This window comes from Agromyces sp. LHK192, assembly GCF_004006235.1.
Lineage (GTDB): Bacteria > Actinomycetota > Actinomycetes > Actinomycetales > Microbacteriaceae > Agromyces.
Map to the genome: position 1 here is coordinate 121,356 of NZ_CP034753.1, position 12,857 is coordinate 134,212.

At 70.4% G+C, this 12,857-nt stretch carries 11 protein-coding genes; 4 read left to right on the top strand and 7 right to left on the bottom strand.

The genetic code is table 11. From position 1 onward, the window contains the following. Positions 1-86: 86 nt before the first annotated feature. On the bottom strand, positions 87-992 hold the full coding sequence (locus tag ELQ40_RS00590; RefSeq protein WP_127791907.1) for a deoxyribose-phosphate aldolase: 906 nt from the start codon (positions 990-992) through the stop codon (positions 87-89). Next, on the bottom strand, positions 979-1,995 hold the full coding sequence (gene iolC, locus ELQ40_RS00595) for a 5-dehydro-2-deoxygluconokinase (protein WP_127791909.1): 1,017 nt from the start codon (positions 1,993-1,995) through the stop codon (positions 979-981). The genes ELQ40_RS00590 and iolC overlap by 14 nt, the downstream gene beginning before the upstream one ends. A gap of 208 nt (positions 1,996-2,203) precedes the next feature. Between iolC and yiaA the strand changes: the two genes are divergently transcribed. Then, positions 2,204-2,689 (top strand): inner membrane protein YiaA, encoded by a 486-nt coding sequence (yiaA, locus tag ELQ40_RS00600; RefSeq protein WP_127791911.1) that lies wholly within the window; start codon positions 2,204-2,206, stop codon positions 2,687-2,689. Positions 2,690-2,691: 2 nt separating this feature from the next. Here yiaA and ELQ40_RS00605 read toward each other — a convergent pair whose 3' ends face one another. Continuing rightward, positions 2,692-3,411, bottom strand: a complete 720-nt coding sequence (locus ELQ40_RS00605; RefSeq protein ID WP_127791913.1) for a Type 1 glutamine amidotransferase-like domain-containing protein — start codon at positions 3,409-3,411, stop codon at positions 2,692-2,694. Positions 3,412-3,626: 215 nt separating this feature from the next. On the opposite strand from ELQ40_RS00605, the gene ELQ40_RS00610 reads away from it, so the two are divergent. Together ELQ40_RS00610 and ELQ40_RS00615 are read left to right on the top strand one after the other, a co-directional pair. After that, on the top strand, positions 3,627-4,028 hold the full coding sequence (locus ELQ40_RS00610) for an SgcJ/EcaC family oxidoreductase (protein WP_127791915.1): 402 nt from the start codon (positions 3,627-3,629) through the stop codon (positions 4,026-4,028). Then, positions 3,959-4,990 carry an RNA polymerase subunit sigma-70 gene (locus ELQ40_RS00615; protein WP_240665876.1) on the top strand — a complete coding sequence of 344 codons (1,032 nt, stop codon included), beginning with the start codon at positions 3,959-3,961 and terminating at the stop codon, positions 4,988-4,990. Before ELQ40_RS00610 ends, ELQ40_RS00615 begins: the two co-directional genes overlap by 70 nt. A gap of 7 nt (positions 4,991-4,997) precedes the next feature. On the opposite strand, the gene ELQ40_RS00620 is transcribed toward ELQ40_RS00615, so the two are convergent. Together ELQ40_RS00620 and ELQ40_RS00625 are read right to left on the bottom strand one after the other, a co-directional pair. After that, positions 4,998-6,332, bottom strand: a complete 1,335-nt coding sequence (locus tag ELQ40_RS00620) for an FAD-binding oxidoreductase (protein ID WP_164863431.1) — start codon at positions 6,330-6,332, stop codon at positions 4,998-5,000. 80 nt (positions 6,333-6,412) lie between these two features. After that, positions 6,413-7,099, bottom strand: a complete 687-nt coding sequence (locus ELQ40_RS00625; RefSeq protein ID WP_127791919.1) for a helix-turn-helix domain-containing protein — start codon at positions 7,097-7,099, stop codon at positions 6,413-6,415. A gap of 109 nt (positions 7,100-7,208) precedes the next feature. On the opposite strand from ELQ40_RS00625, the gene ELQ40_RS00630 reads away from it, so the two are divergent. Next, the gene (locus ELQ40_RS00630) at positions 7,209-8,753 is read left to right on the top strand and encodes an MFS transporter (protein ID WP_127791921.1); all 1,545 of its coding nucleotides are present in this window, start codon (positions 7,209-7,211) and stop codon (positions 8,751-8,753) included. A 57-nt stretch (positions 8,754-8,810) separates the two neighbouring features. Here the strand turns inward: ELQ40_RS00630 and ELQ40_RS00635 are convergent, their stop codons facing one another. Further along, entirely contained in the window at positions 8,811-10,958 is a 2,148-nt protein-coding gene (locus ELQ40_RS00635; RefSeq protein WP_127791923.1) for a S9 family peptidase, read from the bottom strand. A gap of 29 nt (positions 10,959-10,987) precedes the next feature. Beyond that, on the bottom strand, positions 10,988-12,796 hold the full coding sequence (locus tag ELQ40_RS00640) for an oleate hydratase (RefSeq protein WP_127791925.1): 1,809 nt from the start codon (positions 12,794-12,796) through the stop codon (positions 10,988-10,990). Between the last annotated feature and the right edge of the window lie 61 nt (positions 12,797-12,857).

Below are 12,857 nucleotides of genomic sequence, written 5' to 3' on the forward strand. Positions count from 1 at the left end.
CGATCCTCTCGTTCCGGATGCCTCGGTGCAGTTTCAGTCCGTTTCGGATGCCTCGTGCGGATGCCCGACGCCCGGCTGCGCGCCGCTCACGCGTCGTGCACGAGCGCTGCCGCGGTGTCGACCGCGCGGATGACGTCGCCGTCGGGAGGGTAGACGAGCGCACGCCCGACCACCAACCCGCGCACGCCCGGAAGGGCCAGTGCGCGCTGCCAGCTCGCGTAGGTCGCCGCAGGGTCGTCGGCGCGCTCGCCGCCGAGCAGCAGGGTCGGCAGCGTCGTGGCGGCCATGACGCGTTCCATGTCGTCGACGACGGGCAGCTTCATCCACGAGTACGCCGAGCTCGTGCCGAGTCCGGCGGCGATCGCGATCGAAGTGATGACGGCCTCGGTGCTCAGGTCGTTGACGACGGCACCGTCGCGTCGGGTGCTCATGAACGGTTCGAGCATGATCGGCACGCGAGCGGCGGCGGCCGCCGACACGGCGCGCGCGGTCGCCTCGAGCGTCGCGCTCGTGCCGGCGTCGTCGAGGTCGACGCGCAGGAGGCACTTCGCGAAGTCGAGGCCGTCGCGCACGATGCCGGGAAGGTCGTAGGCCGTGTAGCGGTCGTCCATCTCGAACGCGGCTCCGCGCAGGCCGCCGCGGTTCATCGACCCGACGACGACCTTGTCGTCGAGTGCGCCGAGCAGGGCGAGGTCGTCGATGATGTCGGGGGTCGCGAGCACGCCGTCGACCCCGGGCCGGGCGAGCGCGACCGTGAGGCGTTCGAGCAGCAGGTAGCGGTCGGCCATCGCCATGGGCTCGTCGCCGACGCCGAGCGCGCCCCGCGCCGGATGGTCGGCGGCGAGGATGAACAGCCGGCCGTTGTCGCCGAGCACGGGCCGCCGCCGGCGCGCGGCGTGGGCGCGGGCGATCGCGTCGGGGTCGGTCGCCCGGAGGTGGCGGATCTCGGCGAACCGCTTCGGGTCGACGAGCTGCGGGTCATGCCCGGACATCGGCGGCCCTCCCGTCGAGTCCGCGCTCGTCGAGTCCGCGCCCGTCGAGTCCGCGCTCGGCGAGCAGCGCGTCGACCTCGTCGGTCGTCGGCATCGCGGTCGAGCACTCGCGCCGCGTGGCGACGATCGCGCCGGCCGCGTTCGCGAAGCGGATGATCCGATCGAGGGGCCAGCCGGCGAGCAGGCCGTGCGCGAGTGCGCCGCCGAAGCCGTCGCCGGCGCCGAGACCGTTCACGACCTCGACCGGGATCGGTGGGGACTCGACCGTCTCGTCGCGGGTCTTCGCGAGCACGCCGGCGGGGCCCTGCTTGACGACCGCGAGGTCGAGCCCGCGGTCGAGCAGTGCGTCGGCAGCGCGGTGCGGGTCGCGTTCGCCGACGGCGACCTCGACCTCGTCGAGGTTGCCGACCGCGACGGTGACGTGCTCGAGCGCACGGCGCACCTCGCGGCGCGCGTCGTCGACCGACGACCAGAACATCGGCCGGTAGTCGAGGTCGAGCACGGTGAGCGGGCGACGCCCGCGGGACGCCCAGGCGGCGTGGTGGGTGTCGCGACTCGGCTGCTCGCTGAGCCCGGTCACGGTCGACCAGTACATGCGGGCGTCGCGGATGTCGTCGAGCGGAAGGTCTTCCGCGCGGAGGTCGAGATCGGGTGCCAGCGGACGCCGGTAGAACGTCAGCGGGAAGTCGTCGGGCGGGAAGATCTCGCAGAACGTGATCGGCGTCTGCAGGTCGGGCGACGTTCCGAGGTATCCGGGGTCGACGCCGAGGCGGTCGAGCTCACGCCGGAGGAAGCGCCCGAACGCGTCGTCGCCGGTCTTGCTGACGATGGCGCTTCGCCGGCCGTGCCGGGCCGCGGCGATGGCCACGTTCGCGGCGCTGCCGCCGAGTGATCGGGTGAAGGTCTCGACTTCGTCGAGGTGCCGTTCGATCTCGAGCGGGTACAGGTCGATGCCGATCCGCCCGATCGTGATGAGGTCATGGATGTGTGCTGCTGTGGTCATGCGTCGCCGTGCCACTCCCTCGCTTCGCCGCGGACGGTGATCACAGTTTACACAGAATGTCCTAACAAACTAGGTGCTCTTGAGCGATCACCCGAGTCGACGCTCTCCACAGCCGCGCGATGCAGTCCGTTCACGGCATATCCCGCCCTCTACGCTGAGCCGAAATGTTCAGTGCCGAACGCGATTCGGCCGAATCGAGGAGGGTCTCATGTACGACGCAGAAGCCCAGCGTGATCAGTTCGGCCGACCGACGGGGGCGTTCATCGGCGCCGCATGGGTCGCACTGGCGCTCGCCGTGGCCGTGTACCTCATCAGCCTGTGGAACGCAGACCTGGACCCCTTCGAGAAGGGCTTCTTCCTCGGGGCGTTCTTCTTCGGCCTGCTCAGCGCGGTCGGCCTGCAGAAGTCGGTCCGCGACCGGCACGAAGGCGTGCCGGTCACCACGATCTACCTCGGCGTCTCGTGGCTCGGCCTCGGCATCAGCCTGGCGATGCTGGCCTGGGGCCTGTGGAACAGCCCGATGCTGCCGAGTGAGAACGGGCTCTACGGCATGACCTTCGCGATGGCGGTGTTCGCGACCGTGGTCGTGCAGAAGAACGTTCGCGATTCGCTCGCGTTCAAGGCGCGGCATCCCGAGATCTACGGTGCGGATGCCGTCAACGCACGCCGGCAGACCGCGCAGGTCGACGCCTGAGTTCAGATCGTCGAGACGAGAACGCCGTTCTCGGCCGGCAGCACACGCCAGACACTGCCCGACCCCTCGACCCGGAGCCCGCCGTCACCGACGATCAGCGCCGTGCGCTCGTCGATGCCGAGTGCGCCCGTGATCAGCCCGGATTCGACGGCAGCGACCAGGCGGGACAGCATGCCCCGCTGGGCCACGTGGACCTCGATCGCCACGTCGACCAGCCCGATGCCGACCTCGATCTCCAGCTCGACCCCTGGCTCGTCGGGGTCCTCAGGCGAGACCACCACGCCGCCGATGCGTGAACCGCTCCCGAGCGAACCCGCCGCCGCGATCATCGCGCCGGCCGAGATGCCGAGGTACGGCACTCCGTCGGCCACAAGTCGGCGCATGCTGTCGAACACCGGCTCGAGTCCCGCACGCACGGTCTCGACGTTGCCGCCGCCCACCGCCATGCCGTCGATGTCGGCCAGCGCGTCCAGGCCGATCGGCTCGCCGGCGCGGCCTGCGGTCAGATGCAGCTCGATAGCCGCTCCCGCGGCGGCTTCGACCAGGAGTTCGCCGAGCGCCGCTGCCTTCTCTTCGGCCTCGGGGTGCAGCGAGATCACGGCGATGCGCGGCTGCGCGCGACCCGCCTCGCTCGCGCGCCGGATCGCTTCGGCGACGAACGGTGTGTGGAGCGGGGCATCCGCACGTGTCGTCGCGCCGCCGCCGATGAGATGCACGCTCACGCGGCATCAACTCCGGCTGCGACGAGCGATGCTCCCGCATCGCGGCACGGGCGCCCAGCAGGCCGCGTGCCCCCGCCCGCAGATCCGTCGTTCACAGAGAAAGCCACCCGAAGAGGGTATCCGCTGACTCCGGCGCGATGAGTTCTGCGGGTGCCGCCGGTATGTATTCCTGAGTTCACCGGGTCGGCCGGGGAGCCGGAGGCAAGGGGAAGCGAATGTCAGACAGCCGAACTCACGACGAGGCCGCGATCGAGACGGTCCTGGAGGATTCGTATCGCGCGTGGGCCGCGGGGGATGCGGCCGGAATGGTGGCGGACTACATCGAGGACGCGACGGCCATCATGCCGGGCTCCTTGCGCGATGGGCGCGAGGCGATCCGCGCGAGCATGGCGCAGGCGTTCGCGGGTCCGCTGAGGGGCACCTCGGTGTACAGCAGACCACTCAGCACACGCTTCGTCGGAGAGGACCTCGCTATCGTCGTCAGCGAGAGCGGGATTCTGTTCCCGGGGCAGAGCGCGGTTCCTGACGAGGGCAAGGTGAACGCGACGTGGGTGCTGGCGAAACAGCGCGGGAGCTGGAAGATCGCGGCGTATCACAACAGCGCCGTGCAGGCGTGAGCGCAGCTGCCGCGGAGTTCGAGCGGCAGGCGGAGCGGTTCCGGCCCGAGCTGCTCGCGTACTGCTACCGCATGTCGGGCGCTGCGCACGAGGCGGAGGACCTGGTCCAAGACACCTTCCTGAGAGCCTGGCGTGCTCGCGGGCAGTATGACGAAAGCCGCGCGTCGCTGCGCACCTGGCTGTACCGGATCGCCACGAACGTGTGTCTCACCGCGCTCGAGTCGCGGTCGCGCCGACCACTGCCCTCGGGTTTCATCGCGCCGAGAGAGCCGGATGCCCCGTTCGCGGTCGGCGTGGATGTCACCTGGTTGCAGCCCCTTCCTGACGCCATGCTCGATACCGCCGACCCGGCCGCCACCGTGATCGACCGCAGCAGCCTGCGCCTCGCCCTCGCCGCTGCATTGCAACACCTCTCCGCCGGCCAGCGCGGAGCATTGATCCTGCGCGAGGTGCTCGGGTTCTCCGCGGCGGAGTCCGCCGAGATCCTCGGTGTCACGGTTTCGGCGGTCAACAGCTCGCTGCAGCGGGCACGCGCGCGCCTCAAGGTCGCAGGAGTTGCACTGGAGCAGTCGAATGAGCCGTCCGAGGCTGCGCAGCGCGCGTGGATCGACCGCTACATGGCGGCCTTCGAGCGCGCCGATGTCGAGTCGATCAAGAAGCTCCTCAGCGACGACGTGCTGATGGAGATGCCGCCACTGCTCAACTGGTTCTCCGGGCCGCAGAACTACTGCGCGTTCATGGACTGGGTCTTCGACGTCAATGGCGCCGACTGGCGAGTGCTGCCGGTGGCCGCCAACGGCCAGCCGGGCTTCGCCGCCTACAACCGCGTCGGCGACGAATACCGGCTGCACACGCTGCAGATCTTCACCGTGACGGACGCCGGCATCAGCCGAAACACGGTCTTCCAGGACGCGGAGATCTTCGACTCGTTCGAACTGCCACCGAAACTCGACGTCCGGTGACCACCCATCACGCCGGCGCGATGTGGTGCGCGCCGCGGAACACGTCGCCGGGGTCGACCTCGGCCTTGATGCGGCGCAGCCGCTCGAGCGTCGCGGGCGGATAGATCTCGGCGAGCACGTCGTCGCCGTACTCCTGCGTGAAGTTCGAGTAGCGCCCGGTCGTGAACTCGAGCGGCCCGACCAGGTCGAGCAGCGCGCTCGCCGCCTGCGCATCCGTCGCGTCGCCCGGGAGGATCCCGTTGACCACGACGAGGGCCTGCGCGTCGCGGTGGGCGATCGGCGTGGCATCCGACGCCACCCGCGTGAACGCCCCGCCGAGCGCGCGCAACAGCACCATCGTCGGGATGCCGCTGTCGAGCGCCTCGACGCACGCGCCGAGCAGTTCGTCGGAGAGCTCGGGCGCGAACCCGTTGCCGCCGACGAACCGGAACGGCGGCTTGCCGGGGGGAGCCGATTCGAGGAGGTCGCCGTAGGCGACCGGTCCGAGCGAGACCTCGGTCACCGAGGGCAGGTCCAGCAGCGGTGCGAGCAGTGCGCGGAGCTCATCCTCGGTGCCGAGCAGGGCCACGCCGAGCTGAGGCCCGCCGGGCATCTCGGGGCCGAACGGCGGCATGACCATGAGCGTCGAGTTGAGCGTGTCGGGAGAGGCGACGGTGACGTCGCGCCACGCGCGCAGCACGGCGCCGACGTCGGACGTGTCGAAGTGGATGTGCCCGCCGACGAGGTCGCCGACCGGCGCCGCCTGGAACGTGAACCGCGTGACGATGCCGTAATTGCCGCCGCCGCCGCGGATCGCCCAGAACAGGTCCGGGTGCGACTCGGCGTTCACGGTCACGATCTCGCCGGTCGCCGTCACGAGCTCCGCCTCGCGGAGGATGTCGACCGTGAGCCCGTGCGTTCGCGCCAGCCAGCCGATGCCGCCGCCGAGGGTGAGTCCGCCGACGCCGACGTCGCGCGTGTCGCCCGACGTGATGCCGAGTCCGTGCGGGGCGAGGGCCGCGGCCACGTCGCCCCAGTGCGCCCCTGCGCCCACGGTGACCAGGTCGCCGTCGCCGACGGTGATCTCGTCGAGCCCGGACAGGTCGATCACGACCCCTTCGGCGGCGGGGAGGCCGCCGTGCCCACCGGAGCGGACCGCGATCGGCGACCCGTGCTCGACGGCGACGCGCACAGCCTGCGCCAGTTCGTCGGCGCTGGTCGGACGCACGACGACCTCGGGGTCGCCCGGACCGAGGAAGACGAGCCGGCCGGCCTCGTACGCCGAGGTTCCCGGCCCGAAGGCCCGGTCGGGGATGCGTTCGATCAGGGTGTCGAGCACGGTCGTATCGGTCGTTCGCGGCATGGAGTTCCTCCTCTGGATGCCTCGACTCTGCTCCCTGAGGTACCCCGGCCGCATCGGGCGATCGCCCTATTCCGCTCGAATCAAGCGCTCGCCGCCCCGGCCGGTCGGGCGCTCGCCGGCTCGGGGAGCGGGAACAGCGTCACGAGGCGTTCGACCGTGCCGCGGTCTCCGGTGATCGACAGATCGCCGGCATCGATGCCGTCGTCGAGCGGGCGGCCGTTCCAGACGATGTCGTTGATCGTCGCAGGGTCAGCGGTCACCACGGCGTCGGCGCGACCCGCTTCGCCGCGGCGGATCGTGATCTCGCCCGCCGACACGCGCACGTCGAAGACGTCCTCGCGCATCCGGACCGTGACCTCGGCGTCGAAGCCCTCCGCGAGGTCGGGGCTGAAGCTCGTCTTGAGCGCCAGCATGACCGAGTCGACGCTGATCGGGGCGTCGGGGTCCAGCGACGGCGATCTCCCGCCCCACCGGCCGAGGGCAATGATGACCGGCTCGAGCTGTGTGCCCCACGGCGTCAGCTCGTAGACCGAGACGGTGGCTGCGGGTGGGGGGAGCCGCCTCCGGCTGACGATGCCGTTCGATTCGAGTTCGCGCAGTCGGAGCGCCAGCACGTTCGGGCTCGCGCCAGGCAGGCCGGTTCGCAGGTCGGTGAACCGCTTGGGGCCGAACAACAGTTCGCGCACGACGAGCAGCGCCCAGCGTTCGCCGACGAGGTCGAGGGCGTGGGCGGCCGCGCACCCGTCGTCGTAGGAGCGGTTCACCATACTGGAAGCATACCAAATTGTCCTGAATATGAGAATGATGATTGTAGTTTAGGACTGGATGTGGTGAGGTGTGCCGGGGCGCGCCCCGCGCCCCGCTGGGAGGTCGGCCATGACCGACGATCGATCCGCCGCACGACGCAAGACGTCGGGCGACGATGCTGGCGACGCCGCCGCCGACACCACCGCCGACGCCGTCACGACCGACGGCCCGCCCGACGACTCGCCCGACCCGCGGCGATGGAAGGCGCTCGCGCTGCTCGGCGCGGCGTTCTTCATGGTGATCCTCGACTCGACGATCGTGCTCACCGCCATCCCGGCGATGCAGGACGACCTCGGCCTGGAGGTCTCGGCGGTGCAGTGGGTGCTCACCGGCTACGCCGTGACGTTCGGCAGCCTGCTGCTCTTCTTCGGGCGCGTCGCCGACCTGCTCGGCCGCCGGGCGATCTTCCTCGTCGGAACCGCCGTGTTCGTGGTCGCCTCGCTCGCGTGCGGGTTCGCGTGGACCGGGATCGCCCTGATCGTGGCACGGCTGGTCCAGGGGGCATCCGCTGCGGTCATGGCGCCGACGGCGCTGTCCTTGGTCATGGTGCTGTTCCGGGACCCGGCCGAGCGCAACCGCGCCCTCGGACTCTGGGGTTCCCTGGGCGGCATCGGCGCGACCGCCGGACTGCTCGCCGGCGGGGTCATCACCGCCACGCTCGGCTGGGAGTGGATCTTCTTCATCAACGTCCCGGTCGGCGTCGTCGTGCTCGTCATGCTGCCGAGGCTCGTGGGCGAGAGCCGCCGACGGGTCGCCGTCCGCCGATTCGACGCGGCCGGCGCGATCACGATCACGGCCGCGCTGGCGCTGTTGATCTCGGCCATCGTCAACGCGCCCGATGCGGGGTGGGCGAGTGCCGCGACGGTCGTGCAGCTCGGGGCCGCGGTCGTGCTGATCGCGGTGTTCGCACTCATCGAGTCGAGGTCGAGCGCGCCGCTCGTCCCTCTCCGCATCTTCGGCATGCGCACCCTGACGGCGGGCAACCTCATCATCCTCGCGATCGGACTCGCGGTCGACGGCATGCTCTTCCCGCTCACGCTGTACGCGCAGCAGGTGCTGGGCTTCTCGCCGCTGCAGTTCGGGCTGGCGTGCGCCGTCATGACGGTCGCGTCGGTCGCGGGGGCCTTCGGGGGTCAGGCCGCCGTCACCCGCTTCGGCCTGCGCGCGGTCGCCGTGCCCGCGCTCGTGCTGATCGTCGCCGCCACGTTGCTGCTCAGCACCGCCTCAGTGGACGGGTCGTTCTTCGGCGACCTGTTCTGGCCGCTCCTGATCTTCGGCCTGGGCATGGGAGCGGCGTTCGTCGCGGGGCAGATCGCGGCCCTGCACGGCGTGCCCCCGGAGGATTCCGGATTGGCGGCGGGGCTCGTCGACACGTCCTTCCACATCGGCAGCGCCCTCGGCATCGCGATCGCGACGGCGGTCGCCACCTCGGTCACCGGCGCGGCGATCGCGCAGGGCGGCGCGGGCATCGAGCAGACGGATGCCCTCGCCCAAGGTCTCCGGGCGGCGTTCCTCGCCGCAGCGGTGTTCGCCGCGGCCGGACTACCGGCGGCCCTGCTGCTCCCGCGTCGCCGCCGTGGCAGCGGCGCGAGTGGGCAGGCCAGCCCGAGGTGACCGGCCCGAGGTGACCGGCTCGAGGTGACCGGGCCGCGGTGACACCGGTGAGTCGCGCTATTCGCCCGAGGGATGCGCCTTCGCCGCGTCGATCACCCAGGCGTACGCGAACGCGCGCTCGCGCCACGCCGAGTATCGACCCGAGACTCCGCCGTGCCCGGCCGCCATCTCGATGCGCAGCAGGGCGTCGGCGCCGCGGTCGCGCAACCGCGCCACCCACTTCGCCGGCTCGACGTAGAGCACGCGGGTGTCGTTCAGCGAGGTCACCGCGAGGATCGGCGGGTAGTGGCTGCCGTGCTCGCCGTCGTGCACGTTCTCGTACGGGGCGTACGACTTCATGTACGCATAGACGCCGGCGTCGTCGAGCGGGTTGCCCCACTCGTCCCACTCGATCACCGTCAGCGGCAGCGACGGGTCGAGGATCGACGTCAGCGGGTCGACGAACGGCACCTCGGCGAGGAATCCGCTGAACAGCTTCGGTGCGAGGTTCGCGACCGCGCCCACGAGGAGTCCGCCCGCCGAACCGCCCTGCGCGACGAGGCGCTCGGGCTCGGAGACATCCGTGTCCACGAGGTGCTTCGCCGCGGCGACGAAATCGGTGAAGGTGTTGCGCTTGTGCAGCTTCTTGCCGTGCTCGTACCAGAGCCGGCCCATCTCGCCGCCGCCGCGGACGTGCGCGACCGCGAACACCATGCCGCGGTCGAGCAGGGACAGGCGCGCGATCGAGAACCCCGGGTCGATCGAGTGCTCGTACGACCCGTACCCGTAGAGCAGGGTCGGTGCGGGCGTGCCCGCCTCGACCAGGTCGGCCCGGTACACGAGCGAGATCGGGATCCGGGTGCCGTCGTCGGCCGTCGCCCACTCGCGGCGCTGCTCGTAGCGCTCGGGGTGGTAGTCGCCGAGCACCGGCTGCTGCTTGCGCACGAGGCGCTCACCCGTCGCGATGACGATGTCGGTCACCGTCGTCGGCGTGACGAAGCTCGTGAACCCGATGCGGAGTATCGGCTGCGCCCAGTCGGGGTTCGAGCCGACGCCGACGGCGAAGAGCGCCTCGTCGAACGCGAGCTCGTGCAGGGTGTCGTCGGGAGTGGCATCCGCCGGCAGACCCTGGGGAGGCACCTTCGCGACGGCCACGCGGGGAAGGCCGTCGCGCCGGTACTCGAGCGCGACGAAGTCGCGGAAGGCGTCGACGCCCTCGATGCGCATGTGCTCGCTGTGCGGCAGCAGCATCCGCCGCGGACCCTGCGGGTCGGATGCCGCGACCGAGACGAGCTCGAAGTTCACGGCCCCGTCGTTGTGCACGATGAGGAGCCGGTCCTTGCCCCCGGCGACGACGTGCTCGACGTCGTACTCGACGCCGTCCTTGCGCGGCCAGACGACGGCGAACTCGCCGGTCGGGTCGTCGGCGTCGAGCAGCCGGGTCTCGCTCGTGATGTTCGAACCGGCCTCGAGCAGCAGGAACCGGCGGCTGCGCGTCAGCCCGACACCCAGCCAGAACCGCTCGTCGGGCTCGGTGAAGACCTGCACGTCACCGGATGCCTCGGTGCCGACCTCGTGGCGCCACACGGTGTCGGGCCGCCAGGAATCATCGACCGTCGTGTAGAACACGTACCGGCCGCTCGGGTCGAAGATCGCGCCGGACGACGTGTCATCGATCTCGTCGGCGAACTCGCGCCCGCTGCCGTCGATCGCCCGGATGCGCAGGGTGTACCGCTCGTCGCCCTCCACGTCGACGCCGACGAGCAGCAGCGAGCCGTCGCCCGACACGTCGAAGCTGCCGAGCGAGAAGAACTCGTGGCCCTCGGCCTCGACGTTCTCGTCGAGCAGCACCTGCTCGCCGGGCAGCGGTTCGGCCGAGGCATCCGGAGCCGGCGGTTCCCAGTCGTCCGGGCCCGCGACCGGCACCCGGCAGTGGATGCCGTACTGCTGGCCCTCCTGCGTGCGCGTGAAGTACCACCAATCGCCCTCGCGGGTCGGAACCGAGAGGTCGGTCTCCTTCGTGCGGGCCTTGATCTCCTCGAAGACCTGCTCGGTGAGCAGCGACAGGTGCTCGGTTCGCGCGTTCGTGTACGCGTTCTCGGCGTGCAGGTGCGCGAGCACCTCGGGATCGTCCTTGTCGCGCAGCCACTCGTACTCGTCGGTCACCACGTCGCCGTGGTGCTCCCTCGTCGTCGGAACCTGCTTCGGCGTAGGCGGAGTCAGCACCCCTCCACGCTACGCCCCCGGCGCCCGCCTCACTCGATCGCGTCGTCGGTGCGGGGACGGGCCGTGGTTCCGCCGTGCTCGGGAATCAGCTTGAAGTCCGTGAGCAGTTCGCCGACCTCGGTCCCGTCGAGCCGCCGGTACAGCCGCTCGCGCAGGAACTTCGGACCGGGGAGGTCGACCGCGGCTCCGTCGCGGAGGCGGCTCGTCGCCTTCAGCAGCGCGCGCACGTCGTACGTCGACCCGAACACCTCGGGCACGCCGCGGTCGATGCCGAGGAGTCGATAGGCGGCCTCCATGCCCGTGCGCACCGAGTACTCGGTCGTGAAGATGCAGTCGCGCGTGGTCTCGGCGAACTGGCCGATGAACGCGAAGTTGACCGCGCCCTCGGGCACGACGTCGGGTCGGTCGCCGGCCTTGCGGGGCATGAAGAACGACGTGACGTACGGCATCATCACGGGCACGCACGTCGCGGCGTTCGCCGCGAGGTCGTCGATCTGGTCGGCCGGCACGCCCAGGTGGTAGAGCCACTCGCGGGTGATCTCCTCGCCCGTCGACTCCTGCAGCGTCTTGCCGGTGTAGTCGCCGGGCACGTCGACGAACAGGCCGTACACCCACACCACGATCTGGTCCTTCGGCTGCTGCTTGAAGTGCGGCTGCCGGTTGACGGTCCAGCTCATGAGCCAGGCCGAGTCCCTCGCGGTGACGATGCCGCCCGTCACGACGCGACCGCTGAACGGGTCGCGCTTCGCGATGCGCTCGATGTACTCGGGGATCCTGGCGTCGAGCGTCGTGACCGTCGCCGACTCCCACTTGGACTTCTCGATGTCGCCGCAGAACACGTCGGGCCGGCCGAACGTCGGATGCTTCGCCGCGAGGTTCTGCCAGAGCGCCCAACCGGCGGCGGGCGACGTGTCGAGCTTCGCCGGCGTGTGCTGGTCGCCCTCGTCGGAGTTCTCGGTGAGCCCGCCGATGGTCGCGAGCACGAGGTCGTCGACGCCGAGGTCGACGCCGTCCGGCCGGCCGCCCTCCGTCCACGAGATGCGGGTCGCGCGCGCCTCGTCGCCGTCGAACGCGAAGTCGATGTCGGTCACCTGGGTGTCGAACCGGAACTCGACGCCCTGGTCGAGCAGCCAACGGTACAGCGGCAGCACGAGCGACTCGTACTGGTTGTACTTCGTGAACTTCAGCGCCGACAGGTCGGGCAGGCCGCCGATGTGGTGGATGAACCGGTGCAGGTACAGCTTCATCTCGAGGGCCGAGTGCCATTCCTCGAACGCGAACATGGTGCGCCAGTACAGCCAGAAGTTGCTGTCGAGGAAGTCGGTCGAGAAGACCTCGTCGATCCGCTTGTCCTCCATCTCCTCGCGGGTGGCGAGGAAGACCTTGACGATGTCCTTCTGGGCGGCGTCGTTCAGGCCGAACAGGTTGTCAGTGCGAGCATCCTGCCCCTGGTGCTCGGTGACCCGGCAGAGCGAGAAGTTCGGGTCGTCCTTGTTGAGCCAGTAGAACTCGTCGAGCACGCTCGCGTCCTCGACCTCGAGGGAGGGGATCGAGCGGAACAGGTCCCACAGGCACTCCATGTGGTCCTCCATCTCGCGGCCGCCGCGGATGACGAACCCCTTCGCGGGGCGCTTGATGCCATCGAGCGCGCCACCGGGCAGCGGCAGCCGTTCGAGGATCGTGATGCGGTCGCCCGACATCCGCCCGTCGCGGATCATGAACGCCGCCGACGACATCGAGGCGAGCCCCGCCCCGACGAACCACGCCGACTTCGCGTCGACCCCCTCGGGCTTGCGCGGTCGGGCGAACGCCTCGTAGTTGCCGGTGCTGTAGTACATCGAACCCCCCGTTCGTGCGGTGGCGCCCCCCCGGCACCGCCCGCAGGACGAGACTATGCGG

Bases quoted from the DNA above. Each gene is read 5' to 3' on its own strand.
- ELQ40_RS00590 (WP_127791907.1), bottom strand. From the start codon at position 992: ATGTCCGGGCATGACCCGCAGCTCGTCGACCCGAAGCGGTTCGCCGAG.
- iolC (WP_127791909.1), bottom strand. From the start codon at position 1,995: ATGACCACAGCAGCACACATCCATGACCTCATCACGATCGGGCGGATC.
- yiaA (WP_127791911.1), top strand. From the start codon at position 2,204: ATGTACGACGCAGAAGCCCAGCGTGATCAGTTCGGCCGACCGACGGGG.
- ELQ40_RS00610 (WP_127791915.1), top strand. From the start codon at position 3,627: ATGTCAGACAGCCGAACTCACGACGAGGCCGCGATCGAGACGGTCCTG.
- ELQ40_RS00620 (WP_164863431.1), bottom strand. From the start codon at position 6,332: ATGCCGCGAACGACCGATACGACCGTGCTCGACACCCTGATCGAACGC.
- ELQ40_RS00625 (WP_127791919.1), bottom strand. From the start codon at position 7,099: ATGGTGAACCGCTCCTACGACGACGGGTGCGCGGCCGCCCACGCCCTC.
- ELQ40_RS00630 (WP_127791921.1), top strand. From the start codon at position 7,209: ATGACCGACGATCGATCCGCCGCACGACGCAAGACGTCGGGCGACGAT.
- ELQ40_RS00640 (WP_127791925.1), bottom strand. From the start codon at position 12,796: ATGTACTACAGCACCGGCAACTACGAGGCGTTCGCCCGACCGCGCAAG.